We start from the raw sequence: 24,453 nt of genomic DNA, 5'->3' as shown, positions 1-24,453 counted from the left end.
AAATGACAACGGTATTAACTTTGCTAATGAGTAATTTAAAAAAATGGAACGTTACCCATATTTTTGGAATACCTGGTCGGCCAATAGCTCCATTAATTAAGGAAATGATAGAACAAGATATAACCTATGTACTAACCCGTCATGAAACTGGTGCAGGCTATGCTGCAGGAGGATTTGCATTGCAAAAGAAAAATTTAGGTGTCGCATTTGCTACAGCTGGTCCGGGAGGAGTAAACATGTTAACTGCAGCTGGACAAGCCCAGGCACATAATGTGCCGGTGTTATTTATAACGGGGCAAACTTCTGCAGGGAAAATAGGTAAATCTTATAGCCAAGATTCCTCTTCATTCGGTGCAGATTTAGTTAAAATGTTTGAACCTGTTACAAAATACAGTGCAAGAGTCGAACGAGGCGATTCTTTTGAGAGTCATTTTAGACATGCGATTGAACGTGCTTTTTCAGGGGTGATGGGTCCTGTACACCTTTCGATACCTCTAGATGTATTATATGAAGAAATTACGCCATTTGAATTCGAACTTCCACAAATACAGCATACAATTGCCGCAAATATTGAAGAGGCCTTCATGCTTATAAAAGATGCAAAAAGACCTGTATTTCTATTGGGCAAAGGTGTTCGCTCCTCAAATAGCTATGAAGAAGTTTTTGAGATTGCAACGAAGTGGAATATTCCTGTAATAACAACAGGTGGAGGTAAAGGCACATTTCCTACAAACCATCCGATTTCATTGGGGGTATATGGCTTAGGAGGTACGATTGAAGCCGATCAATATCTGCAGTCAGGAATTGATGTCATGATTGTAGCAGGCTCGTCATTAAACGATATGGCTTTGGCTGGATTCAAACAAGACTTTTACCCTGAAAAGGTTATTCATTTTGACTATGATCCAACCTTTGTTGGCAAAACAATTTCAAGACCTACCCTATTTGTTCCAGGGGATCTAAAAAGAAATTTGGGTAAGATTTTAGAGCTAACATTGGAACAAGGGGTTGTGGGACATGATGAAAGACTTATTGTACGTGAACTAGTAGCAGCGTCAAGTGAATATACTTCCCTTAACCAGGAACGAACAGAAAATGTTTATGAAAACCTGTTGTTTTCCTCGGATTTTGTAGCGACGGCACTAGATGACAAAACTATTATGCTAAAAGAAATGGAAGACTTTCATAATCAAAGGTCAAAAAGCCTTGTTATATCTTCTGCTTCAGCAATTCGTACGATCCGTAGGAATTTACCTGAGTATACGAAAGTTTTTGCGGATGTAGGAAGTCATGCTTATTATGCTGTAAAGCACTTTGATGTTTATCAACCTGAAACATTTTTCTTTGACGACCGCTTTATAGCCATGGGAAACGGAATTGGTTATGCGATTGGTGCCAAAATTGCGATGAATGAAGACAGCCAACCTGTTGCTTGTATTACGGGAGATGGTTGCATGCTAATGCATGGAACTGAAATAGCAACAGCGGTTGAGCATCAAGCTCCAATTCTTTTCTTTGTATTCAATAATGGAAGCCTGGATATGGTTGAAACGGGAATGAAGATTTGGCAGGACTGCCCGGGACATAACGTATATAAGAAACCAGTTGATTTTGTTTCGTTTGCAGAAGCACTAGGCTGTAAAGGATTTCGTTGTTTAAGTGAAGATGACATTCAAATGGCAATCCAATTTGGTTTGCAAAGTAATCAACCTACCATAATTGAAATTATGGTTGATCCTGAAGAAATACCTCCAACCTTAAAAAGAGATGAGTAGAGAATTAATCAACCTGTTAGAAGTTAATAAACATGGTAAATTGAATATAAAAAAATATGGAATCAGCTTTAGTAAAACCCTACTTAATAATATAAGTAGGGTTTTTAAGCGTATGTGACCTACAACAGTTCTAAATTCTCCATTCAGCCTAAAGTCTGAATTCAAAATCAACCCTAGGCTGGTTATGGGAGGATTGTATTTAGGATAAGATTAGGACAAGCAAGAAAACAACAAAAAATACTTGAAAAGGAGGATATAAAATTGAAAAAGAAAGGCTCATATAAACTAGGTATAGCTGTGATGGCTATAGGAATATTAATGCTCCTTGGTTTCTTAGGAATTAACATTGGCTGGATCATCGCCTTAGTCATTCCATCCTATTTTGTATATCAAGGTTGGAAGCTATTCACGACACGTGATAGCAAATGCAAGAAGGGCTTTGGTATAGCTTTGATGATCGTTGGCTTGCTTTGGTTAACAGGGATGCTTCATGTACTGATTGGATTAGCTATAGCTGCACTATTAATCTACTATGGTATGAAAATAATTCAAAATAATAAGATGCTATCAATTGCTCCGGAAATTGAGGCAGCAATGGGTGAAAGTTCTAACGCTAGTCCATTCGCGAATGAGTTTTCTTATAAAGATTATGATTTCCTTGATGAATGGGAAAACGAAATGAATAAAAATCAAAAATAATAATATGGATTATTTAGGAGGAATTAAATATGGCAATTTTTAAAAGAGTTAGAGATATTACAGTAGCATCAATTCACGAGATGTTAGACAAGGTTGAAGATCCAGTTGCAATGCTGAATCAATATTTAAGAGATTTGGAAAGTGAGATTTCAAAGGCTGAACTTGCTGTTTCACGCCAAGTAGCAATCGAGAAGAAATGGAAAGCATTAGTAGAGGAATTCGAACTACGTGTAGCAAAACGAGGTCGCCAGGCAGAATTAGCCATTGATCACGGTGACGAAAAAATTGCTAGACAAGCGATTGAAGATAAACAATTTTCAGAGGCAAAAGTTCAAGAATATCGCGCTTTATATGAGAGTACAAAAGAACAAGTAGCTGTTCTTTTAGGCCAATTAAAAGAATTAAAGGACAAATTCTATGAGCTTCGTAATAAAAAATTTCATTTAGTTTCTAGGGCGAATGTTGCAAAAGCTGTAAAAGACATTAATCAAGCATTAGTAACGATTGATACGGAAAGTGCAGCAAAAGGTTTTGCTCGAATTGAGGAAAAATTAATGATGATGGAAGCTGATTCACAAGCTCTTCAACATATTCGCAGAGTATACGGAGAAACAAACTTTGAAAATCTCCATAATGCTGAGAAAAATGAAAAGGTAGAACTAGAGTTGGAAAAACTAAAAGCGGCCCGAAATAACGACCTGACTGTAGAACAAGAAACAAGGATTGCGAATGAAAATTAAACAATATATGATAAGAAAGACACGGGGATGTAGAACTTCTACATGCCCAACGTCTTTCTTTTCTTTATATATTACAATGGAAAGGCAGGAGGTGGGAATATGAAAAATGTGCGAATTTTTCCACTTATATTTGGAGTCTTTATCCTTTTTATTGGCGTCATTATTTTATTAAACATTGTAGGAATTCATGTTCATGGCGGCGGTATATTTGCGGTATTTATTCTTTTTATTGGTTATTATTTGTTGAAGAGGCAAAAGAAGGTCATTGGATATATTTTTATTGCTTTCGGAAGTTTAATTCTTTTAAGTATTTTTGATGTAATTGGTTTTATTATTTCTATTGCACTTATTTATTATGGGTATCGGATCATTCGCAGTAAGCAAAAAGAAGAGCCAAACTTTGAAAGCGATATTGATAACGAAGGAATAACGAACACAGACCAAGGTGCTGAAGAAGGCAGCACGGAAGAAATAAGTTATTCGTATCGTATTCTTACTCCTCAAAAAAAACATACATTAATAGGCAGCTGTCTATTAACGGGATCGCGATGGGAATTAAGAGATTTAGATATATGGCATGGCATTGGTGAAGTGAAAATTGACTTGTCACGAGCCAATATTCCGGATAATAAATCCACAATTATCATTAATGGCTGGATTGGGGATGTTGATATTTTTGTTCCTTATGATTTAGATGTTTCTATCATTGCGCGCGTTGGCGTGGGGGAAATAAAAATATTTGGCAATAAGGAAAGCGGTGTGAACCAAAGCACAGCTGTTGAAACAAACGGATATCGTAAGGAAATAAAACGCGTTGAAATAGTGATTAATCTTTTTGTAGGTGATATAGATGTTAATTATTTGTAAAGGATGTCGATCATGCCAGATCGTAAATTGACAAATCTACAATGGCAATTTATCAGGCAATATTCGCAAGCGTCTGTAGCTGCCATTTTTTTTAGCTCGATTGTTTTCTTTATATTATGGAATTTCGTATATACACTTGATCGATTACAAAGCTGGTCACAACAATATTTAAATTTTACAATCCCTGCCTACCCGGGTTTATTGTTTGCCATTTTTATGATTACAGCGATGTGTCTGGTTGCCGCATTAGTTGGATTGGTTTGGGGTTATATCCAAGGGAACGCGCTGAAAAAGAGAATGGAAGTATTACTGCAGTCGATAATTAAGCTTGAGCGGGGGAATTTGGCAGTTCGTATTCCAGATTTAGGGGAGGATGAACTTGGTCAGTTGGCTACCCATTTAAATGAAATGACAAAAAGATTTCAGGACCAGGTCAGTTCACTTCAACGATTATCCACACATAATGCAGAATTAACAGATCAAGTAAAAGAAACAGCCATAATCGAAGAAAGACAAAGACTTGCGAGAGAATTACATGATGCAGTCAGTCAACAATTGTTTGCGATTTCAATGACAATGGCGGCACTTAAAAGAACAATTGAATTAGATCCGTTAAAAGCATCGCGTCAAGCGGAGTTAGTAGAAGAAATGGCTGCTGCCGCACAATCAGAAATGCGGGCATTATTACTGCATTTACGGCCTGCACATTTAGAAGGGAAGACCTTAAATGAAGGCATTGAGGATTTGTTAGCCGAATTCTCGAAAAAGCATTATCAAATTGATTTTAATTGGAAGCTTGATAAACTTCCTGTTTCCATTTCTAAAGCGATTGAGGATCATTTATTTCGTATTGTTCAAGAGGCATTGTCCAATATTTTACGGCATGCAAAGGCTTCATTAGTTGAACTTCGATTAACAGTTACTACCGAACATATTCGATTGAAAATCACTGATAATGGAGTTGGTTTTAATGAGGAGGAAACGAAAACATCTTCCTACGGGATGTCCTTAATGCGGGAAAGGGTAGCTGAAATTGGCGGTGTGATGACATTGTCGACGGCTCCAGGACAAGGAACAATGATTGAGGTTACGGTTCCTATTATTTAATTTTGTCCTAGAGCATTTTAAAGTGAGGTGACAGTAATGGAAGAAATCATTAAAGTGCTGCTCGTAGATGACCACGAGATGGTCAGAATGGGGTTAGCGGCATACTTATCGACTGAAGCAAATATTGAGGTTGTAGGAGAAGCTTCAAATGGAGAAGAAGGAGTTAGACTCGCTGAGCAATTTAAACCTGACGTGATATTAATGGATTTAGTAATGGCAGGAATGGACGGGATTGAAGCAACAAGGAGAATACGAAAAGTCCAGCCAGAAGCTAAAGTGATTGTGTTAACGAGCTTTATTGATGATGAGAAGGTATACCCTGTGATCGAAGCAGGGGCATTCAGTTATTTGTTAAAAACATCAAGAGCACCGGAAATTGTCCAAGCCATTCAGCAAGCTTATAGGGGCCAAGCGGTCTTTGAATCACAAATCACGGATAAGATCATGTCAAGGATGAAGGGAGTAAATAAAGAAGGGCTGCCCCATTTACAATGTACACCAAGAGAGATGGAGGTATTAAAGCTGATTGCTGAAGGGAAATCGAATCAAGATATTGCAGATGAATTATTCATTGGCATCAAAACGGTAAAAACGCATGTAAGTAATGTACTCAGTAAGCTAGATGTTGACGATCGCACACAAGCGGCTATTTATGCTTATAAACATGGGATTTGTAAGTAATGTATAGCCCCAACAAGTCAAACAGTGACATGTTGGGGCTGAATGCTGCACTTTATTTTTCTATTTAACGAGGCCCATTTACATTTTTGCTACGTGCGTCTCTTGGTTCATCGGCACGTTCACGGCCTTGTTTGGCTCGTTTTTTAGCAATTTGATTTTCCTCTTTGACATCTGTTACAAATTCCGAAGCGATCTCCTGCTTCGTGTTACGAGCCATTTGTTGCTGGGCATTATGGTGGCTTTCTGAATTATGAGTTCTGGCCATTTCTTAATATCCTCCTTTAACGACGAGAGTTTTTTGCAAAGCTTTCAAATCGAATTTCATCCTCGATTAAACCGCACACACCACATTGCACCTTTGTCGAAGGTCCGCGATATGGAGTATGAAAAGGATCTAGAGCTTGATTTGAATATTCTTGAACGATTTCGCCTGATTGTGGATCCATTTTCACAGATTTAGGGACTTGCTCAATAAGATTAAACCTTGAGCGGTTTGTACCACAATTTGGACAACAATATGGACCTGCCATGCTTCATCCCTCCAAAATTTGTTCCCTTTTATATCCTGTGCAGTTTTCGGAAAAATATGAGAGACTTTATGCTATAATAGAAGTTGTTTTTGAAGGGAGAGAAAAAAGTGGACAATAATCATAAAGTTCTACTTGTTGATGGCATGGCCTTATTATTTCGTGCTTTCTATTCAACTGCGATGAGCGGTTATTTTATGATAAATAGTAAAGGGGTTCCAACAAATGGCGTCCATGGATTTGTTCGCCATCTATTAACAGCAGTAAATCATTTTGAACCTAGTCATGTTGTCTGCTGCTGGGATATGGGCAGTAAGACATTTAGAACAGATTTATACCCTGATTATAAAGGGAATCGCGGGGAGCCGCCAATTGAACTGATTCCACAATTTGATCTAGTAAAGGATGTTGTTGCTTCTTTTGACATTCCCAATATCGGTTTAAAAGGCTTTGAGGCCGATGATTGTATTGGGACATTAGCAAATCAATATAAGAATGAGCAAGAGGTTATTATTTTAACCGGTGATCAGGATATTCTACAGTTGGTTGATCCGGCTATAAAAGTTGTGATTTTACGAAATGGGTACGGCAATTATGAAATCTATCATCCTGAAATGTTATTGGAGCGAAAAGGTATTAGACCAGAGCAAATGGTCGATTTAAAAGCATTGATGGGGGATAGCAGTGATAATTATCCGGGAGTAAAAGGTATCGGTGAAAAAACGGCCGTTAAGCTTTTAAGTCAGTTCGAGTCGATTGAAGGAATTTTAGCGAATTTAGATTCATTATCAAAGGGACACCGCTCTAAAATCGAACAAGATTTAGCGATGCTTCACCTCTCACGCAAATTGGCCAAAATACATTGTGAAGTGCCTGTAAGTTGTTCTCTTGAAGAGGCGTTATTTACCATTGACCGTGCAAAGGTTCTTGGTAAATTCAGAGAATTAGAGTTTAAAGGTCTAGAGAAATTGATAGGATGACCTTTTCAAAAGGGCTGACATTAAATGATGTCAGCCCCTTGTATTTTTAGTACTATCAGAATTTATATTCTAATTTTGAACCTCGCCTGAGGTTGGCTCCGGATCGACAGACTTGATTAATATTTCTACACGACGATTAGAGAGACGGCCTTCTGGAGTATCGTTTGTTGCTACAGGTTTAAACTCTCCAAAGCCTTTTGCACTAAAATTTTGTGCATCTAAATTTTGATTTTCTAATAAGATTTTCATAAAGTTAACGGCCCGCATAACACTTAAGTGCCAATTCGAGTCAAATTGTGCATTATGGATAGGTACGTTATCAGTATGACCACTTATCACAACTTCCCTAGGGTGGTCCATCACAAGTAATTGCGAAATTTCTTTAGCCATCTCATAATCCTGCGCGCGGACTTGCGCTGTTCCAGAATCAAATAGAATATCATTTCTTAATGTTAGCATTAAACCTTCAGGAGTAAGGGATGTCATCAATTGAACATTAAGATTATTAGCATTAATGTATGAATCCATTTTATCTTTTATTTCCAGCATTTCTTGTTTTTCTTGCTCAGCTTGGCTATTTTGCTTATTTTTAACCCTATCGGTTGTTACTCCTTCATTGGTAGTCTGTTGGAATGGGCTTGGGTATTTCATAACCCCGGTTCCCCCTTGGAAGGTGCTGTTAAACGAACGGGCCATTTGTGAAAATTTAACAGCATCAATAGAACTCATCGCAAAAAGTACAATAAAAAGCGCTAAAAGTAAAGTCAACAAATCAGAATATGGAACAAGCCAAGTTTCATCTGCATGCTCTTCTTCGTGCTTCTTTTTATTTTTCCGCATCTTGTTTTTCTCCTTGTGCTAGAAACTGAATTCTTTGATTTATAGGTAAATAGGATGCTAGTTTTTGCTGAATAATTCCTGGAGCTTGTCCCTCTTGCACGGAAAGTACCCCTTCAACAATTAACTGTTTGATTTTCACTTCTTGTTTTGACTTCCTTTTCAATTTGTTAGAAAATGGATGCCAAAGAACATAACCAGTGAAGATACCAAATAGTGTTGCAACGAAGGCAGCGGCAATGGCGTGTCCTAAAGCTTCGATATCCTCCATATTTCCCAATGCTGCTATTAGTCCTAGAACGGCTCCGAGTACCCCAAGTGTGGGAGCATACATTCCAGCTTGAGAGAAAATCCCTGCATTTGCCAGATGTCTTTCTTCCATTGCTTCTATTTCTTCCATCATGACATCACGGATGAATTCAGGACTTTGACCATCGATTGCTAAATTTAAGCCATTTTTTAAAAAAAGATCATCAATTTCATTAACTTTAGCCTCCAATGATAACAAGCCTTCTTTGCGGGCTAATGTTGCAAATTCAACAAACATTTTAATATACTCTTCCTGCGATTGTAGCTTTTGTTCAGTGAAAAGTACTTTAAACAATTTGGGTACATTTTTTATTTCATTTGTAGGGAAGGCAATTGTTACCGCTGCTGCAGTTCCGGCAAAGATAATTAAAAGCGCTGCTGGATTAAGAAGTACGCTTGGATCCACTCCCTTAAAGTACATACCAACTCCAACTGCTACTATACCCAAAATAATACCGATTATTGAGGTTTTGTCCATTATTGTTCCTCCTAATACGAAGTGTAGCGTGACATAAACTACGAAATGTACTATTATATGAGTTAATCATAATTGTACAATATATTAACTATTCATCTAAATATGATATCAATTTATTGATAGGAAAGGAAGACGTTTTATGCCTTATGTAAATATTAAAATAACAAATGAGGGAGTAACCTCAGAACAAAAGAAGCAACTAATTGAAGGTGCTACTAATTTATTAAGAGATGTGTTGGGAAAAAATCCACAAACAACAGTTGTCGTTATTGATGAGGTGGAAACAGATAATTGGGGAATTGGGGGAGAACAAGTTACTGATCGTAGAAAAAGAGGACAGTAATAAATGACTTTTTTATAAACATAAGAAAACCGCTAAAAGACAAACTTTTAGCGGTTTTTCAAATTAATGCAAGGCTTTTATTTTTACTGCACAAGCTTTAAATTCTGCTGTACCTGAGATAGGGTCAAATTCATTGATGGTAAGGATGTTTGTTGGAACATCACTCCAATGGAAGCTCATAAACACTAAGCCGGGTACGACTTGTTCGGTAATTTTAGCTTTTACCGTTAAAGAGCCGCGACGGGAAGAAACTTCGACAACTTCACCATCAACAATGCCCAGTTTAGCAGCATCCTCCGGATGGATATCCACCGTTTCTTCGGTTTGCTTAATTTTTACATTATCAGGATAATATCTAGTCTGTGTATGTGTATTGTAAGATTCATAACGGCGTCCAGTTGTTAGTGTAAATGGATAGTCCTCATCTGGAATTTCAATAGGTGCTGTATAACCAACTGGAACAAATGGTGCTTTTTTGGCATCCGTAATATTTTCATCATGTAAATGCTCGTGTAAAATGAATGTTCCCGGATGGTCCTCTGTCGGACAAGGATAGTGCAAGAAATATTCCCGATCAAGGCGGGCGTAGGACATGCCGCCATATTTCTCATGGGCTAAAATCCGCAATTCATCCCAAATTTGTTCGCTGGATTCATAGCTCATTTCGTATCCCATTAAAGTCGATAATTCACAAAGAATCTGCCAATCTTCCTTAACATTTGGATGAGATTCCACGGCTGTTCGAACTCTTTGAATACGGCGGTCCGTATTCGTATAAGTGCCGTCAACCTCCCCCCATGACCGCGCAGGAAGTACAACATCTGCTAACTGAGCTGTTTCAGTAAGGAAAATATCCTGAACAACTAATAAATCTAATTTCTTTAAGAGCTTTTCTGTGTGTGACATATGAACATCAGCCATTAATGGGTTTTCACCGATCACATATAATGCTTTTACATCGCCATTTTCCATTCTTTCAAATGTACGTGTCTGCGTATCACCTGACTTCCCATCAATCGTAACATTCCAAGCTTCTTCATAACGTCTGCGGTATTCATCATTTGTAATCGGAAATGGTCCAGGAAGCTGATTTGGCAAGCAACCCATGTCACCTGCTCCTTGGACATTATTTTGTCCGCGAAGCGGCATAATGCCATTTCCTTTCTTACCGATGTGACCTGTTAAAAGGGCCAAGTTGGCAATATCAAATACGTTATTGACCCCACAATGATGCTCTGTTATTCCTAATGTATACGCTATCATTGCATTCCCAGCAGTCGCATAAATTCTGGCTGTTTCCTCAATTTCCTCTGGTGTAAGACCTGTTATCGCTGCAGCATATGCAGGGGTATACAGCTCGACTTGTTTTTGTAATTTATCTAGATCAAGTGTAACTCTCTTGATATAAGCCTCATCGAATAGCTTTTCTTTTAAAATGATATGAATCATGGCGTTCATTAAGGCGATATCTGATCCAACATTGATTTGCAAGTGACGGTCTGCCACTTTCGCCATGTCAATTTTTCGAGGGTCGATCACAATAATTTTTAATCCATTTTTAGCTGCTTTTTTCATCCGGTTTGAAATAATAGGATGGGCTTCGGTAGTGTTAGAGCCCATTAGTAGCAATACATCTGCTTCCTCAAAATCTTCCAATGTACTTGTTGGAGATCCGTCACCAAATACAGTTGCCAGACCGGCAACGCTCGGAGCGTGTCAAGTACGGTTGCAGCCATCGATATTATTGCTGCCAATCACTGCTCTCATAAATTTCTGTGTTACATAATTTGATTCATTTGTTGTGCGTGCACAAGCAAACATAGATACAGCTGTTGGTCCAAATTGCTTTTTAATACTTGAGAGTTTATCAGCGATAAATTGAAGTGCTTCCTCCCATGTTGCCTCTACTAGTTTACCAGCTTTACGAATGAGAGGAGTAGTTAGTCTATCTTCCGCATGTACATATTTATAGGCAAAAGCTCCCTTCACGCATGTTTGCCCTTTATTTACCGGGGCATCTTTGTCACCGCGTACTTTAATGATTTGATTATCCTTAACTTCAAGAATTAATCCACATCCTGTTCCACAGTAACCGCAAATCGAACGGACTTCTTTTACATTCTCCATGATTTCCCTCCTATTCTCTTATGTTAATTTAATCTTAACAGATTGTGGAACAGGCTACGAGAGTATATTTGTGCAAAATTTTAAAAGGTTTTTACAATTAACACTATGTGTATAGTGCTAAGTGATTAAAAACACACCCTACTGTTGTTTTAAATCACACCTTAATATTATTTAAGATTGTATGATGTTCATTGTGAAAGGCGCGCCGTAGGACTAATATCGAAAAAATGGAGTGAAAATAAATGGGTGTAAGAAAACTAGATACAGATTCGGCATCTAAACCAACTTCAAAGAATGCCCTTATGAAATCAATTTTAGTTTTCACATTATTAATTAGTTTTACAGTTTTATTAGTAGGGGGCTATGGGATTTTTAAAGGCAATGCACCTAGACCTACTGAGATTACGAGCCCTAGTGGTGATGTTGTAATTACAAAGGCATCCATTATGGGTGGTCAGGCTGTATTCCAAAAGTACGGCTTAATGGATTATGGTACTGTATTAGGTCATGGTTCTTATATGGGCCCTGATTATACAGCTCAAGCATTAAAAGTGTATACAGAAGGTATGCAGGATTTTCGAGCTGAAGAAAAATTTGGAGCACCGTATAAAGAGTTATCAGCTGATGAACAAGCAGCTATTAAAGATCAAGTCATCAAAGAAATGCGTGAAAATCGCTATGATGCAGAGTCTGATACATTACCTTTAACAGATGCGCAAGTATATGGTTTAGAACAAGTTAGAGCTTATTACCAAGATGTATTTACAAATGGCGATAATTGGGGATTAAAACCAGGTTTAATTAAAGAAGAGCATATGCCTGCTACAGACCGTGCTTATGTAGCTGAAGGTGATCAAATCACACAAATTTCCGATTTCTTCTTCTGGACTGCTTGGTTATCAAGTACATTGCGCCAAGGCGACGAAATTACTTATACAAACAACTGGCCTTATTATGAAGATGCTGGCAATACACTGGGACTATCCGCTGTTTGGTGGTCTGGTGTTAGTGTAACTTTATTAATTCTATTTATTGGTATCATTTTATTCGTATTCTATCGCTATCATTTAGATATGCATCCGGCTTATGAGGATGGTAAGTTTCCGAAAATTGATTTACGTAAACAACCAGTAACAAATTCACAAGTTAAAGTAGGTAAATATTTCGCAGTTGTGGCTGTTCTTTTCTTTGTGCAGTCCATGTTTGGTGCGCTTCTTGCTCACTATTATATTGAACCAGATAGCTTCTTTGGAATTACTTGGATTCATGATATTTTACCTTTCTCAATTACTAAAGGATACCACCTTCAATTGGCAATTTTCTGGATTGCCACAGCATGGTTAGGTATGGGTCTGTATATCGCTCCATTAGTTGGCGGACATGAACCAAAGAAACAAGGTTTATTAGTGGACGTTTTATTCTGGGCACTAGTTGTTCTAGTATTCGGTTCAATGATCGGTGAATGGTTAGGTGCAAACGGTAAATTAGGTAACCTTTGGTTCTTATTAGGACATAATGGTTGGGAATATATCGAACTTGGCCGTATTTGGCAGCTTATTTTAATCGCAGGTATGGGTATTTGGTTATTCCTTGTATTTAGAGGGATTAAGGCTGGCTTGAAACGTGAAACTGATAAGGGTGGATTGATTCACTTATTATTCTATTCAGCAATCGCTGTTCCAGCTTTCTACGTATTCGCATTATTAATTAACCCTGATACACATTTTACAATGGCCGATTACTGGCGTTGGTGGATTATCCACTTATGGGTAGAAGGTATCTTTGAAGTATTTGCTGTAGTCGTTATTGGTTTCTTATTAGTACAGCTTGGATTAGTTACAAAAAATTCAACGATCAAAGCGTTATATTTCCAAATTACATTATTATTAGGCAGCGGTGTGATTGGCATCGGTCACCACTTCTACTATAATGGTTCTGCTGAAGTTTGGATTGCCTTAGGTGCTGTTTTCTCAGCATTAGAAGTAATTCCACTAACACTATTGATTTTAGAAGCATATGAGCATTATAAAATCGTCAAAGATGGCGGGATTGATTTCCCTTACAAATCAACTTTCTGGTTCTTAATTTCAGTAGGTATTTGGAACTTAGTTGGTGCAGGGGTATTAGGATTCCTAATCAACTTACCGGCAGTAAGCTATTTTGAACACGGTCAATTCTTAACACCAGCACATGGTCATGGATCAATGATGGGTGTTTATGGATTCTTCGCACTTGCTGTTCTAGTGTTCTCTTTACGTAATATTGTTAAACCAGAAAAATGGGATGATAAAATTATTAAAATTTCTTGCTGGTTAATGAACATCGGTTTAGCAGGAATGATTGCTATTTCATTACTTCCAGTTGGTTGGTTACAATTAAAAGAGGCATTCATGAAAGGTTACTGGGTGTCACGTTCACCAGAGTTTTTACAGCAAGATGTTGTAGTAAACTTAATTACTATTCGTGCGATTCCAGATACAATTTTCTTAATTGGTGTACTATTAATTATGTATGTGGCTGTAAAAGCAATCTTCAACCTACGTAAGCCAACACATCAAGAAGGCGAGCCATTACCAGTTAAAGATTTAGCAATTGACGAAGATTAATAAATTTCAAGGGATACTTTTATAAAAAAAGTGACAAAATAGTGTCGAATTAGTGACATAAAACACACCCTATGTTTAATTAATCAGACATAATGGAATTATAATAAAAATAAACCATCAATAGGGGGAACACAAAATGGAATTTGCAGCAAAAGTAAATGCACCTGATTATCCACCAAGAGAGAAGCATCCAGTAATTTTCAAAACATTTGATGGCCTACAACCTGGTGAATTTATGGAGTTAACGAATGACCATGATCCACGTCCATTACAATATCAATTTATGATGGAAAGACCCGAGCAATTTACTTGGGAATACCTTGAAGAAGGTCCTGATGTATGGCGTGTAGCTATCGGTAAAAAATAATAGAATTAAAGGCTGGCATCCAAAATGTCAGCCTTTTTTATACTATAAGAAAAGGGGGGATTTGGTGAAAGGGTGGTTAATCAGTAATGCACTCTTTATTTTACTTGTTATCTTTTGGAGTTTTTGGCATAGAGAATATTCCTCACCAGCTATTGTTGTTGGGAAAACCTTTGCTGTAATCGCGGTAATTTTATTTATTATTAATGTCAATATGTATTTTATCTTTTTAATTATTCGTAAAAGTAAAACAAAGGGGATTAAGAAGACTTTAGCGCTTTTCTCAAGAAAAATGATGAAGTTTCATGTTCCGATTGCCATTACAGCAACGGCGTTAATATGTATTCACGCGATTATTATGATTTCTTTTCATCCGCTAGAAATAATCGATATCAAAAAACTGAGTGGAATATTGGCGATTCTGATATTATCGGTTCATTTATTTAGTGGGTGGCTAAGGAGAAAAAAAGCATCTGGTTTTAGGCGATTGTTTCATCTGCGGATGGCATTTATATTTTTAACATTCTTTCTAATTCATATTTTTATATAAGAAGGAAGTGAGGAAAACAGGAAGTGGGTGTCTTCCTGTTTTTTTATGGGAAATAAATGCGAAGAATATTGACTCCGTTTTTAAGTTCGAAATAATTCTTGAAAAACTCATTGGAGCGCTCAAACGTTTTATATTTTGATAAATCAATAGCTTCCTTAATTTTGTCGCCAATTAAAAATTGTATTTCAGCGTCAGTTACATGAATGATTTCAAAATCAAGCCCATCTCTTTGAACTAACTCTTCATCCTCATAATAATTTAGAACAGCTTGACGATTCTTGTATTGATTTAAACTCTCTTGAATAATCTTTATTTCAGTTTCCATACTCGTAAAACATACCCTCCACAACCACATTGATCGATAAATTTTGTTTTAATAGCATCACCAAATTTTTCGTGTAATAGTGGCGTAAGATATTCTTCAGGATCTCCAAAATTGTTAGAAGTTACTAAATTGACATAATATCCTGGTGCTGTCTCTTCCACAGCTTTTATACCATCTTCGATAATGAGGTCTTTATCAAATTCATATTCATTATGCTCCAAATCCATTGACCAGTCTTTTTCCATCGTTACATTTTCCTCCTCTACAACAAAATCGAAAAATTATTTCTAAATTTATTTTATTCAATACCATTCTATCGAAACCTTAATACTTAAAAAGTGAGTCTTATCACTTTTTCCAATAAAAATTCCTTCTTCATTAGTATAAATTGTTTTTTTGGAAACACTATGATTATTGTCTAAAAATTGCCAAGCATCCTTTTTGTAAAAAATAGACAAAAATAATGAAGGGAGTAAAGAGATGAAGAAAAAAGTTCCTCCGTTACTAAAAAAGATGACCTTTTTTGGTAAAACAACCGATATAACGAATCATAGTACATTGTCTCACGCCGACCGTGAGTCAGAAAAATATTATCGAAGGCGATGGCAGCATGATAAGGTCGTACGCACGACACATGGTGTCAATTGTACGGGTTCTTGCAGCTGGAAAGTTCATGTAAAAGATGGAATTATTACATGGGAAACTCAGCAAACGGACTATCCTACAACAGGACCCAATATGCCTGAATACGAACCTAGGGGTTGCCCTCGTGGTGCAACTTTTTCTTGGTATACATATAGCCCATTACGAGTTCGTTTCCCATATATTAGAAGTGCATTGTTAAAGGTATGGAAGGAAGCACTTGGAAAAACAGGTGATCCTGTAGAGGCATGGGGGTTAATTTCAGAAAACCCGGATACAAAGAAATCCTATAAATCTGCCCGCGGAAAAGGGGGATTTGTACGTGCATCCTGGGATGAGATCAATACCTTGATTGCATCCCAACTCATTTATACCCTAAAGAAATATGGACCGGACCGGATCTTTGGGTTTTCCCCGATTCCTGCGATGTCGATGGTCAGTTATGCATCGGGTGCACGCTTTTTAAATTTAATTGGAGCTCCCCTTTTAAGCTTTTATGATTGGTATGCTGATCTTCCAGCTGCTTCACCGCAAATTTGGGGAGAGCAGACAGATGTTCCGGAAAGCTCTGACTGGTATAACTCAAGCTATATTATTGCTTGGGGTTCCAATATTCCACAAACGAGAACACCAGATGCCCATTTCTATGCTGAAGGGCGTTATAACGGAACGAAGGTTGTAGCGGTTAGTCCTGATTATGCTATTTTTGTTAAGTTTGCTGACAATTGGATGGCAGTGAATCCAGGTACTGATGCAGCGCTTGCGATGGCAATGACCCATGTTGTGTTAAAGGAGTTTTATGTTGATAAACAGACTCCATATTTCGAGGATTATGTAAAACAATACACTGATTTACCATTTTTAGTGAAACTAAAAAAACGTGGAGAATATTATACAGCTGACCGTTTCGTTCGCGCCTCTGATCTTAGCATGAATATTAATAAGGCCGAATGGAAAACGATTGTTTTTGATAAAAAATCAAATAATTATGCAGCTCCACACGGTTCAATTGGCCATCGTTGGTCAGAGGGCGGAAATTGGAATTTGCACTTAAAAGATACCGACAATCAGCTTGGTGATATTGATCCAGTGTTAACGATGTTAGGGATTGAGGATAAACAGGTCATCTGTCAGTTTCCTTATTTTAGTCAAGATGAAAGATATATTATCGAACGCGGCGTGCCTGTCAAAGAAATTGAACAAAATGGTGAAACCATATACGTAACAACAGTTCTTGATTTAATGCTGGCGCAATCTGGGGTTCATCGTGGGGACTTACCAGGCGATTTTCCTAAAGATTATGATGATCCAAAACCATTCACACCTGCCTGGCAAGAGGGGATTACCAGTGTTGATCGAAAATTGGCAGCCCAAATTGCTAGAGAGTTTGCCCAAAATGCGATCGATAGTAAAGGTCGTTCGATGATTATTATGGGTTCAGGAATTAATCACTGGTTCCACTCAGATGTCATCTATCGTGCGATCATAAATCTAGTGTTATTAACGGGTTGTGAAGGTGTCAATGGCGGCGGTTGGGCCCATTATGTCGGACAGGAAAAAGTTCGACCTCTGGAAGGCTGGCAAACGCTTGCGATGGCCCGTGACTGGGGAGGTCCACCAAGGTTACAAAATGGAACTTCTTTCTTTTATTTTATAACAGAGCAGTGGCGCTATGATGAGCAAAAGACGGATAACCTCATATCACCTTTGGTAGATAAACCAAGATATAGCCATATGGGAGATTATAATGTGATGGCGGCCCGTCTAGGCTGGTTGCCTTCATATCCGCAGTTTAATAAAAATTCTATTAACATCTATGAAGAATCGAAGGCAACATCGAATGAGGAAGCCGTTAAATATGTCGTTGACCAAGTGAAAAACGGGAAAATGAAATTTGCAATCGAAGAACCGGGGAACCCTGTTAATTTTCCAAAATCAATGTTCGTATGGCGGGCGAATTTAATTGGAAGTTCGGCGAAAGGACATGAATATTTCCTAAGACATTTACTTGGAACACACTCTTATATATTAGGTAGCCAGGAAGAAACACAAATGCCTGTAGAAATCGAGGCGCCAGCTGAAGCAGCTGAAGGAAAATTGGATTTACTAGTTACATTGGACTTTAGAATGTCTGGTTCGGCACTATATTCCGATGTCGTCCTACCTGCAGCCACATGGTATGAGAAATATGATGTCAGTTCTACTGATATGCATCCATTCATCCATCCTTTTAATCCTGCGATTACATCACCATGGGAAAGCAGATCCGATTGGGATATTTTCAAAAAGCTCGCTCAAACATTCCAGGAGCTTGCCAAAAATCATTTTCCAAATCCGGTCAAGGATATCGTGGCAACTGCTTTATTACACGACACACCGGATGAAACGTCACAAGCGTTAGGATTAATACCAGACTGGAAAAAGGATGGTGCTGAGCCTGTACCAGGTGAAAATTTCCCACGAATCCATGTAGTCGAGAGGGATCTCACAAAAGTTTACGAGAAATTTATTTCCTTAGGTACAAATGTCCGCGAATCAATTGGAGCAAAAGGTCTATCATGGGATGCAAAAGAGGAATATGACGAATTGAAGGATATTTTAGGGGCATCCAAAAGTAAAGAGTATCACGACTGCCCAGACCTATCATTTGATCGTCATGCTGCAGAAACTATTCTTACACTTTCAAGTACAACGAATGGCTCACTTGCGATAAAGGCCTGGGATGCGATGGAAAAGAAAACAGGCCAGAAATTAAAGGATTTGGCAGAGGAACGGGCAGAAGAGCATATGTCATTTGATGAGATCACAGCTCAACCAAAGAAAGTAATCTCATCGCCTGTTTTTAGTGGAACAGAAACAGGAAATCGTCGCTATAGCCCGTTTACAACAAATGTTGAAAGATTGATACCGTTCCGTACGCTAACAGGCAGGCAGCATTTCTACCTTGATCATGAAATGATGCTTGAATTTGGGGAAGAGTTGCCGACATTTAAGGCACCACTCCGAAAGGCAGCTTTTTATGATAAGGATGGCAGACCTGCATCAAAGGGGAAGGAAATAGAATTACGATATTTAACACCGCATTTTAAATGGTCATTCCATAGTACATATCAGGATACTCTGCATATGTTGACGTTGTTCCGTGGTGGACCATGTGTTTGGATGAATATCGAAGACGCAGAATCGGTAGGGATTAGTGATAATGATTGGCTTGAAATGTTCAACCGCAATGGTGTTGTTGCTGCACGAGCTATCGTTACACACCGCTTACCGAAAGGAATGGCGATTATGTACCATGTACAAGACCGGTTAATTAATGTTCCTGGGACAACGATCACAAATGATCGCGGAGGTACTTTTAATAGTCCAACAAGAATCTATGTTAAACCAACACAAATGATTGGAGGCTATGCGCAGTTAAGCTACGGTTTCAATTATTACGGACCAACCGGCACCCAAAGGGATGAGAAGGTGATTATCCGGAAACTAGAACGTGATGAGGTGGATTGGCTTGAAGATTAAAGCACAATTTGGGATGGTCATGAATTTAGATAAATGTATTGGTTGCCATACGTGCAGTGTTACATGTAAAAATACATGGACAAATCGCCAAGGTGCAGAGTATATGTGGTGGAACAATGTAGAAACGAAGCCCGGGATTGGGTATCCGAAGGAATGGGAAAACCAGGAAACCCATAAAGGCGGCTGGGAGTTGAAAAATGGCAGGATTGAATTGAAAGCTGGAGGAAGAGTAAGCAAATTACTGAATATCTTTTACAATCCGAACCTTACAAAGCTTGAAGATTACTACGAACCATGGACGTACGATTATGAAAACTTAATTAAAAGCCCTGAGAAAAAACATCAACCCGTTGCCCGGCCAAAATCACAGATAACAGGTGAATATATGGATTTACAATGGGGACCGAACTGGGAAGATGACTTAGCCGGTGTATATCAAACAGGAAAAAGAGATTACAACATGAAAGGCGTTGATGAAGGGATCATTCAAGAATTTGAGCAGGCCTTCATGATGTATTTGCCGAGGATTTGCGAGCATTGTATGAACCCTTCCTGTCTGGCCTCCTGTCCTTCGGGGGCCATTTATAAACGGGATGAAGACGGTATCGTTTTAGTTGACCAAGATGCATGCCGAAGCTGGAGATTCTGTATGTCAGGATGCCCGTATAAAAAAGTTTATTTCAATTGGAAAACAAACAAAGCAGATAAATGTACATTCTGTTTTCCACGGATTGAAAATGGACAACCAACTGTTTGTTCTGAAACCTGTGTTGGCCGGCTACGCTATATTGGTATTGTTTTATATGATGCGGATGAAGTGGAAAGAGCGGCATCAGTCAATGATCCGAAAGATTTATACGAAGCTCAATTAAAGTTATTTCTTGACCCCAATGATCCAGACGTCATTAAACAAGCTAAAAAAGATGGGATTCCAGAGGATTGGATTGAAGCGGCTCAAGAATCACCAGTTTATAAACTTGCTGTAAAGTATAAGGTTGCACTGCCATTACATCCAGAGTATCGAACATTACCGATGGTTTGGTATATTCCGCCATTAAGCCCAATTACAAGTGCATTGGGTGGACAAATCGATGATTTGAGCCCGAATGTGATTTTTCCAACAATTAAGCAATTTAGAATACCCATACAATATTTAGCTAACTTAATGTCTGCCGGTGATACAAAAGTGATTGAACGCGTATTGAAGAAGTTGGTTGCGATGAGAAGCTATATGCGGAGTATGAACCTAAATAAAGATTTTGATAAATCAATATTAGAGGAAGCCGGTTTAACTGAAAAAAGTACGATTGAGTTGTACGAGCTATCAGCGATCGCGAAGTATGACGACCGCTATGTAATACCGAAATCTCATCGTGAGGAAGCTGGAAATATGTATCAGGGTCAAGGCTCGGTTGGCTATGAGTTTATGGAAAGCTGCAATGGCTGTAGCCTTGGTACTGAGAATTACGATAACCTGTATGCGTTCAGTGAAGAATATTGGGGTGATTTAGGTGGAACAGCAATGGACGGAAGAATGTAAATATACTTTTAAGTTGTGTTCCTTATTTTTACGATATCCACAAAGTGAATGGGGAGCAAACGAGGAAATAAACGAATTTGTTCGATCAATTGAAAATAAGGGAATTCGATTTTGTTTTGAACAATTTCTTGATTATGTGCAACGGACACCCTATAAAGAGCTGACTGAAAACTATGTTAGGTGGTTTGATTTTAGTGAACGTACAACCCTGTATTTAACGCATAGTACTTTTGGAGAGCAGAGAGAGCGGGGGCTAGCCTTTGTCAAACTTAAAATGGAGTTTGCAAAAGCGGGTTTCTACATTACCGGTGACGAACTTCCTGATTATTTGCCGCTTGTTTTGGAATTTGCGTCGGAAGCAGATACAGCCTCCGTTCAAAAAGTGTTTTTGATTCATAAAAAACCGATTGATGAGCTATTGTCTGAGTTAGAAAAAGATGATAATCCTTATGGGTATTTGCTGAAAGCTTGCGTAACGGCAATGGCAGCATACTTGCCAGCCCAGAAAGTAAACGTTAACCATAATGCCGGCTAACATGTAAGCCGGCATCAACCCGCAGATTGAATGGAGGTACTTTATGACAGCATTTGATTATTTTTTGTGGGTCTTAATCCCATATTTATCGCTTACGATTTTCGTAGTCGGCCATATTCATCGCTATAATTATGATCAATATGGTTGGGGAGCAAAATCAAGTGAATTTTTGCAAAAAGATAATCTCCTAAAATGGGGCAGCATCCTTTTTCACTATGGTGTAATCTTTGTTTTCTTTGGTCATGTTGCCGGGGTTCTCATTCCTAAAGGTTTTTATGATGTAATCGGAGTCTCTGAGCACATGTATCATTTCGGAGCGTTGTGGTTTGGTGGGGCAGCAGGGTTAGCCATGGTCATCGGTGGTGCCTTATTAACGATTCGTCGAGTTAATAGTACGCGCTTAAAGAAACAAAGTTCCGTTATGGATGTTGTTGTACTGTTAATTCTTGGATTAGTTACAGTTATAGGATTTAGTAATACAGTTGGTTACACAGCATCAGGAGGGATGTTTGATTATCGAGCAGTCATCGGTCCATGGTTTAGAGGGATTTTAACCTTCCGTCCATATCCTGAATTAATGGCTGCTGCACCGCTTGGATTTCAGCTTCATATTTTAGCAGCATTTGTTTTATTTGCAGTATGGCCATATACGAGATTAGTCCATGTATGGAGCCTGCCTTTGGAATATTTATCTCGAAAATATATCGTTTATCGTAAAATGAATCCGAAAAAAGCCGTTAAGTATGAAGAAAGAAATTAAGCCACTTTAAAGTGGCTTTTTCAATCTTTATCAATGTTCATCTAATAAATGTGTTTCTTCATCATAATTATGAATTTGACCAAGTATTGAAATTGTTTTAAAACGGTCAATTACGTCATTGTTTACGCCATGTTCATCAACTATTTGTTTAATTTCGTTAATAATTCTTCTAAACAATTGATGGTCCCTTTTAAGCATGATGATTAGTTCCTCTAAATCAGGATTTTCCTCCAGCTTTTTTTGATAGAAACCATCCTCCTCAGAATCTGCATGGGCAATTGTCCTAGTTTCCCAATGTTCACAAAGAGTGCGAGCGGCAAGGATTGCGTGATCTTCTTTCCCTTCTTCGTAAACCTGTTCAAGTATTTCCAATATATCTCTTGCTTCTGTTAAAGCACCATTATGAATGGAACGGTGTGCTGTTAGTTTATGTAAAGATGGTCCTGACATTTCTTATTTTCCTCCTATTATGTTCTATCTAGTAGCCATTATTAACAGTTACTTTACTTTGTAACCTTAAATAATAGTGTATTACACATATAACCAAATATAAAGTACATAATAAATTATGGAGGTGTTCTAGTGGACACAAAAAATTATGAACAAAAATATAATGATTACAAAAAAGAAAGCAAGGAACAGGCGAATGTAGTAACAAATATGGACAATAATGGAAAAGACGTAATTAAGGCTGTTAAGAAAAATGATGACGGAGATATCATTGCCTTTCGAATGGAAAGCGGTCGGGATTTAGATTATGTAACAGCATTAAATGAGGCTAAAGAAGGGAAAATTGCACACATTGATGTTTTCCATAAATATGGCCGAGATATTATTCGAAGTGAACCAGACGGTATAAAAGAAAACAATCTTGATAATTTGCCTACCTTTTAAGAAGTGAGGTGTTTATATGGGCTTTTTTAGTAATTGGCAAATGTCTAGAATGGCAAAATATGAAGAAAGAAATATGTGTCCAGATTGCAAGGGGAAAGGGATTCACTACTTTGCTGGTACAGAATTCTATTTTGGTGAACCCCTTCAATGTTGTGGTTGTAACGGTACCGGTTTGTATAGTGAATGGGTTAATAATAGTTAGTAATAATTTCAGGCTGTCTTAAATTTTAGAAGACAGCCATTTTTATTTGAATTGGTTTTTTATTTTTTCGTGATATTGTTTCAAATTATTTTTAGCAAGTTCAGTTTGTTTAAAGCCTTCCGTTGTTTTTTGACCATCCCAATTTTCCATTCCATCTATTTGGAGTTTTAGGCCATTGGTATACTCGTTCAACGATTCTTCATACATATCTTTAAATTCAGTTAAACTCTTATTTTCAGTTTGTAAAGTTTTCAAGTCCTTGAGAATTTTTTTGGCTTCACTCGTTGCCGTCTCCATCATTTCAATAGCTTCAGGTAATTCATCCGTTTTTTGAAGCTTGATTATTAATAGGTCTAGTTCTTCAATTAACTGATTTACTTCTAGAATTTGTTTGAATAGAGATTCAGCTATTTCTTTATCAGCAGCGGTGTTTATTTCAATCCTATGGTTAGAATCAGCATTGCTTACAGGCATTTCAGTTGAACTTGTTTGTTGGTTGCACCCTAGCAGAAATATAAATAAACAAAAAATGAAAACAAATCTCATCCCAAGTACCGCCTTTACGATGTAGTAACAGTATATTATATGAGACTTGTCCAGAAAAATATTCATTAGAAAAACTGTAATTTGCCAATAGTGGTAAATTACAGTTTCTTACTGCACCACTATAGTGCGCAAGGCCTACATCACAATATTAAGATGAAGGAGTCCCTACTATGTGAGATGTGTTCATAATGGTCTCGTACATGATGATTGGTGAACCTGTCAAGGAATTTAATGTTAACACATCCACAAATTTTATAAAGCAGCCATAAAGGGAATTTTCCTAATAAACATATGAAATATATGCCATTACTTAATATCTTGTAGCTGGCCCTATATTTATACACTTGTCTACCAGAATATGGACATTAACACGTTGCCAAAGTTCTTTGATGTTTTTAGTGAATAATATCGGGCGTAATGTGCATTTGATTTCCATTAAAATTTTTAGGATTGGAAAAATGTGAAACCATAGAGGGGGGGAATTCCCGGAGTCTAAG

The 24,453-nt window shown here is 37.8% G+C and carries 25 protein-coding genes and 1 pseudogene; 16 read left to right on the top strand and 10 right to left on the bottom strand.

Annotated features, from left to right (window positions below):
• Positions 1–2: 2 nt before the first annotated feature.
• The 6 genes from BAZO_RS22995 (at position 3) to BAZO_RS08790 (ending at position 5,869) form a co-directional block, all read left to right on the top strand.
• Positions 3–1,775 carry a thiamine pyrophosphate-binding protein gene (locus tag BAZO_RS22995; protein WP_003331078.1) on the top strand — a complete coding sequence of 591 codons (1,773 nt, stop codon included), beginning with the start codon at positions 3–5 and terminating at the stop codon, positions 1,773–1,775.
• 261 nt (positions 1,776–2,036) lie between these two features.
• Positions 2,037–2,474, top strand: coding sequence for a hypothetical protein (locus BAZO_RS08810; protein ID WP_003331076.1), 438 nt, complete (start codon positions 2,037–2,039; stop codon positions 2,472–2,474).
• Positions 2,475–2,503: 29 nt separating this feature from the next.
• A complete protein-coding gene (locus BAZO_RS08805) occupies positions 2,504–3,214 on the top strand; it encodes a PspA/IM30 family protein (RefSeq protein ID WP_003331075.1) in 711 nt (236 codons plus the stop codon).
• Between the two features lie 99 nt (positions 3,215–3,313).
• The gene (gene liaF, locus BAZO_RS08800) at positions 3,314–4,081 is read left to right on the top strand and encodes a cell wall-active antibiotics response protein LiaF (protein ID WP_003331074.1); all 768 of its coding nucleotides are present in this window, start codon (positions 3,314–3,316) and stop codon (positions 4,079–4,081) included.
• A 12-nt stretch (positions 4,082–4,093) separates the two neighbouring features.
• Positions 4,094–5,188 (top strand): HAMP domain-containing sensor histidine kinase, encoded by a 1,095-nt coding sequence (locus BAZO_RS08795; RefSeq protein WP_003331073.1) that lies wholly within the window; start codon positions 4,094–4,096, stop codon positions 5,186–5,188.
• A gap of 36 nt (positions 5,189–5,224) precedes the next feature.
• Positions 5,225–5,869 carry a response regulator gene (locus tag BAZO_RS08790; RefSeq protein WP_003331072.1) on the top strand — a complete coding sequence of 215 codons (645 nt, stop codon included), beginning with the start codon at positions 5,225–5,227 and terminating at the stop codon, positions 5,867–5,869.
• Between the two features lie 64 nt (positions 5,870–5,933).
• Here BAZO_RS08790 and BAZO_RS08785 read toward each other — a convergent pair whose 3' ends face one another.
• Together BAZO_RS08785 and BAZO_RS08780 are read right to left on the bottom strand one after the other, a co-directional pair.
• Positions 5,934–6,134 (bottom strand): hypothetical protein, encoded by a 201-nt coding sequence (locus BAZO_RS08785; protein ID WP_003331071.1) that lies wholly within the window; start codon positions 6,132–6,134, stop codon positions 5,934–5,936.
• 16 nt (positions 6,135–6,150) lie between these two features.
• Positions 6,151–6,399 carry a hypothetical protein gene (locus BAZO_RS08780; protein ID WP_003331070.1) on the bottom strand — a complete coding sequence of 83 codons (249 nt, stop codon included), beginning with the start codon at positions 6,397–6,399 and terminating at the stop codon, positions 6,151–6,153.
• 107 nt (positions 6,400–6,506) lie between these two features.
• On the opposite strand from BAZO_RS08780, the gene BAZO_RS08775 reads away from it, so the two are divergent.
• Positions 6,507–7,376 carry a 5'-3' exonuclease gene (locus BAZO_RS08775; RefSeq protein ID WP_003331069.1) on the top strand — a complete coding sequence of 290 codons (870 nt, stop codon included), beginning with the start codon at positions 6,507–6,509 and terminating at the stop codon, positions 7,374–7,376.
• Positions 7,377–7,445: 69 nt separating this feature from the next.
• Here the strand turns inward: BAZO_RS08775 and motB are convergent, their stop codons facing one another.
• Together motB and motA are read right to left on the bottom strand one after the other, a co-directional pair.
• Positions 7,446–8,216 carry a flagellar motor protein MotB gene (motB, locus tag BAZO_RS08770; protein WP_003331067.1) on the bottom strand — a complete coding sequence of 257 codons (771 nt, stop codon included), beginning with the start codon at positions 8,214–8,216 and terminating at the stop codon, positions 7,446–7,448.
• Positions 8,203–9,000, bottom strand: coding sequence for a flagellar motor stator protein MotA (gene motA / locus BAZO_RS08765; protein WP_003331066.1), 798 nt, complete (start codon positions 8,998–9,000; stop codon positions 8,203–8,205). Before motA ends, motB begins: the two co-directional genes overlap by 14 nt.
• Positions 9,001–9,139: 139 nt before the next feature.
• Here motA and BAZO_RS08760 point away from each other — a divergent pair, with 139 nt between their 5' ends.
• On the top strand, positions 9,140–9,343 hold the full coding sequence (locus BAZO_RS08760) for a 2-hydroxymuconate tautomerase family protein (protein ID WP_003331065.1): 204 nt from the start codon (positions 9,140–9,142) through the stop codon (positions 9,341–9,343).
• Between the two features lie 63 nt (positions 9,344–9,406).
• Here the strand turns inward: BAZO_RS08760 and fdhF are convergent, their stop codons facing one another.
• Positions 9,407–11,332 (bottom strand): formate dehydrogenase subunit alpha, encoded by a 1,926-nt coding sequence (fdhF, locus tag BAZO_RS23300; RefSeq protein ID WP_338054608.1) that lies wholly within the window; start codon positions 11,330–11,332, stop codon positions 9,407–9,409.
• Positions 11,312–11,470, bottom strand: a pseudogene (locus BAZO_RS23295) (hypothetical protein); the annotation flags it as partial. The pseudogene BAZO_RS23295 and the gene fdhF, both read right to left, overlap by 21 nt.
• 242 nt (positions 11,471–11,712) lie before the next feature.
• Here BAZO_RS23295 and BAZO_RS08745 point away from each other — a divergent pair.
• The 3 genes from BAZO_RS08745 to BAZO_RS08735 all read left to right on the top strand — a co-directional run bounded on the left by BAZO_RS08745 (position 11,713) and on the right by BAZO_RS08735 (position 14,990).
• Positions 11,713–14,076 carry a nitric-oxide reductase large subunit gene (locus tag BAZO_RS08745; RefSeq protein ID WP_003331062.1) on the top strand — a complete coding sequence of 788 codons (2,364 nt, stop codon included), beginning with the start codon at positions 11,713–11,715 and terminating at the stop codon, positions 14,074–14,076.
• Positions 14,077–14,212: 136 nt separating this feature from the next.
• Positions 14,213–14,443: a DUF2249 domain-containing protein gene (locus BAZO_RS08740; RefSeq protein WP_003331061.1), complete on the top strand. Its 231-nt coding sequence runs from the start codon at positions 14,213–14,215 to the stop codon at positions 14,441–14,443.
• A gap of 64 nt (positions 14,444–14,507) precedes the next feature.
• Positions 14,508–14,990, top strand: coding sequence for a hypothetical protein (locus BAZO_RS08735; RefSeq protein WP_003331060.1), 483 nt, complete (start codon positions 14,508–14,510; stop codon positions 14,988–14,990).
• A 43-nt stretch (positions 14,991–15,033) separates the two neighbouring features.
• On the opposite strand, the gene BAZO_RS22345 is transcribed toward BAZO_RS08735, so the two are convergent.
• Together BAZO_RS22345 and BAZO_RS08730 are read right to left on the bottom strand one after the other, a co-directional pair.
• Complete coding sequence (locus BAZO_RS22345; RefSeq protein ID WP_003331059.1) at positions 15,034–15,315, bottom strand: hypothetical protein; 282 nt, start codon at positions 15,313–15,315, stop codon at positions 15,034–15,036.
• On the bottom strand, positions 15,300–15,560 hold the full coding sequence (locus tag BAZO_RS08730; protein WP_003331057.1) for a CGCGG family putative rSAM-modified RiPP protein: 261 nt from the start codon (positions 15,558–15,560) through the stop codon (positions 15,300–15,302). Before BAZO_RS08730 ends, BAZO_RS22345 begins: the two co-directional genes overlap by 16 nt.
• A 235-nt stretch (positions 15,561–15,795) precedes the next feature.
• Here BAZO_RS08730 and BAZO_RS08725 point away from each other — a divergent pair, with 235 nt between their 5' ends.
• The 4 genes from BAZO_RS08725 to narI are packed head-to-tail and all read left to right on the top strand — an operon-like array spanning position 15,796 to position 22,314.
• Positions 15,796–19,479 carry a nitrate reductase subunit alpha gene (locus tag BAZO_RS08725; RefSeq protein WP_003331056.1) on the top strand — a complete coding sequence of 1,228 codons (3,684 nt, stop codon included), beginning with the start codon at positions 15,796–15,798 and terminating at the stop codon, positions 19,477–19,479.
• Entirely contained in the window at positions 19,469–21,019 is a 1,551-nt protein-coding gene (gene narH / locus BAZO_RS08720) for a nitrate reductase subunit beta (RefSeq protein WP_003331055.1), read from the top strand. Before BAZO_RS08725 ends, narH begins: the two co-directional genes overlap by 11 nt.
• Positions 20,991–21,554: a nitrate reductase molybdenum cofactor assembly chaperone gene (gene narJ, locus BAZO_RS08715; protein ID WP_003331054.1), complete on the top strand. Its 564-nt coding sequence runs from the start codon at positions 20,991–20,993 to the stop codon at positions 21,552–21,554. The genes narH and narJ overlap by 29 nt, the downstream gene beginning before the upstream one ends.
• Before the next feature lie 43 nt (positions 21,555–21,597).
• Complete coding sequence (gene narI, locus BAZO_RS08710; RefSeq protein ID WP_003331053.1) at positions 21,598–22,314, top strand: respiratory nitrate reductase subunit gamma; 717 nt, start codon at positions 21,598–21,600, stop codon at positions 22,312–22,314.
• A gap of 30 nt (positions 22,315–22,344) precedes the next feature.
• On the opposite strand, the gene BAZO_RS08705 is transcribed toward narI, so the two are convergent.
• A complete protein-coding gene (locus BAZO_RS08705; protein ID WP_003331052.1) occupies positions 22,345–22,764 on the bottom strand; it encodes a hemerythrin domain-containing protein in 420 nt (139 codons plus the stop codon).
• A gap of 132 nt (positions 22,765–22,896) precedes the next feature.
• Between BAZO_RS08705 and BAZO_RS08700 the strand changes: the two genes are divergently transcribed.
• A complete protein-coding gene (locus BAZO_RS08700; protein WP_003331051.1) occupies positions 22,897–23,208 on the top strand; it encodes a DUF3892 domain-containing protein in 312 nt (103 codons plus the stop codon).
• A 244-nt stretch (positions 23,209–23,452) separates the two neighbouring features.
• On the opposite strand, the gene BAZO_RS08690 is transcribed toward BAZO_RS08700, so the two are convergent.
• Positions 23,453–23,956 carry a hypothetical protein gene (locus tag BAZO_RS08690; RefSeq protein ID WP_003331049.1) on the bottom strand — a complete coding sequence of 168 codons (504 nt, stop codon included), beginning with the start codon at positions 23,954–23,956 and terminating at the stop codon, positions 23,453–23,455.
• Between the last annotated feature and the right edge of the window lie 497 nt (positions 23,957–24,453).

Source organism: Schinkia azotoformans LMG 9581 (assembly GCF_000307855.1).
Classification (GTDB): domain Bacteria; phylum Bacillota; class Bacilli; order Bacillales; family Bacillaceae_J; genus Schinkia; species Schinkia azotoformans.
This window is presented reverse-complemented; position numbering and strand designations above follow the sequence as displayed.

Bases quoted from the DNA above. Each gene is read 5' to 3' on its own strand.
- BAZO_RS22995 (WP_003331078.1), top strand. From the start codon at position 3: ATGACAACGGTATTAACTTTGCTAATGAGTAATTTAAAAAAATGGAAC.
- BAZO_RS08805 (WP_003331075.1), top strand. From the start codon at position 2,504: ATGGCAATTTTTAAAAGAGTTAGAGATATTACAGTAGCATCAATTCAC.
- liaF (WP_003331074.1), top strand. From the start codon at position 3,314: ATGAAAAATGTGCGAATTTTTCCACTTATATTTGGAGTCTTTATCCTT.
- BAZO_RS08795 (WP_003331073.1), top strand. From the start codon at position 4,094: ATGCCAGATCGTAAATTGACAAATCTACAATGGCAATTTATCAGGCAA.
- BAZO_RS08790 (WP_003331072.1), top strand. From the start codon at position 5,225: ATGGAAGAAATCATTAAAGTGCTGCTCGTAGATGACCACGAGATGGTC.
- BAZO_RS08785 (WP_003331071.1), bottom strand. From the start codon at position 6,134: ATGGCCAGAACTCATAATTCAGAAAGCCACCATAATGCCCAGCAACAA.
- BAZO_RS08780 (WP_003331070.1), bottom strand. From the start codon at position 6,399: ATGGCAGGTCCATATTGTTGTCCAAATTGTGGTACAAACCGCTCAAGG.
- motB (WP_003331067.1), bottom strand. From the start codon at position 8,216: ATGCGGAAAAATAAAAAGAAGCACGAAGAAGAGCATGCAGATGAAACT.
- motA (WP_003331066.1), bottom strand. From the start codon at position 9,000: ATGGACAAAACCTCAATAATCGGTATTATTTTGGGTATAGTAGCAGTT.
- BAZO_RS08760 (WP_003331065.1), top strand. From the start codon at position 9,140: ATGCCTTATGTAAATATTAAAATAACAAATGAGGGAGTAACCTCAGAA.
- BAZO_RS08745 (WP_003331062.1), top strand. From the start codon at position 11,713: ATGGGTGTAAGAAAACTAGATACAGATTCGGCATCTAAACCAACTTCA.
- BAZO_RS08740 (WP_003331061.1), top strand. From the start codon at position 14,213: ATGGAATTTGCAGCAAAAGTAAATGCACCTGATTATCCACCAAGAGAG.
- BAZO_RS22345 (WP_003331059.1), bottom strand. From the start codon at position 15,315: ATGGAAACTGAAATAAAGATTATTCAAGAGAGTTTAAATCAATACAAG.
- BAZO_RS08730 (WP_003331057.1), bottom strand. From the start codon at position 15,560: ATGGAAAAAGACTGGTCAATGGATTTGGAGCATAATGAATATGAATTT.
- BAZO_RS08725 (WP_003331056.1), top strand. From the start codon at position 15,796: ATGAAGAAAAAAGTTCCTCCGTTACTAAAAAAGATGACCTTTTTTGGT.
- narI (WP_003331053.1), top strand. From the start codon at position 21,598: ATGACAGCATTTGATTATTTTTTGTGGGTCTTAATCCCATATTTATCG.
- BAZO_RS08705 (WP_003331052.1), bottom strand. From the start codon at position 22,764: ATGTCAGGACCATCTTTACATAAACTAACAGCACACCGTTCCATTCAT.
- BAZO_RS08690 (WP_003331049.1), bottom strand. From the start codon at position 23,956: ATGAGATTTGTTTTCATTTTTTGTTTATTTATATTTCTGCTAGGGTGC.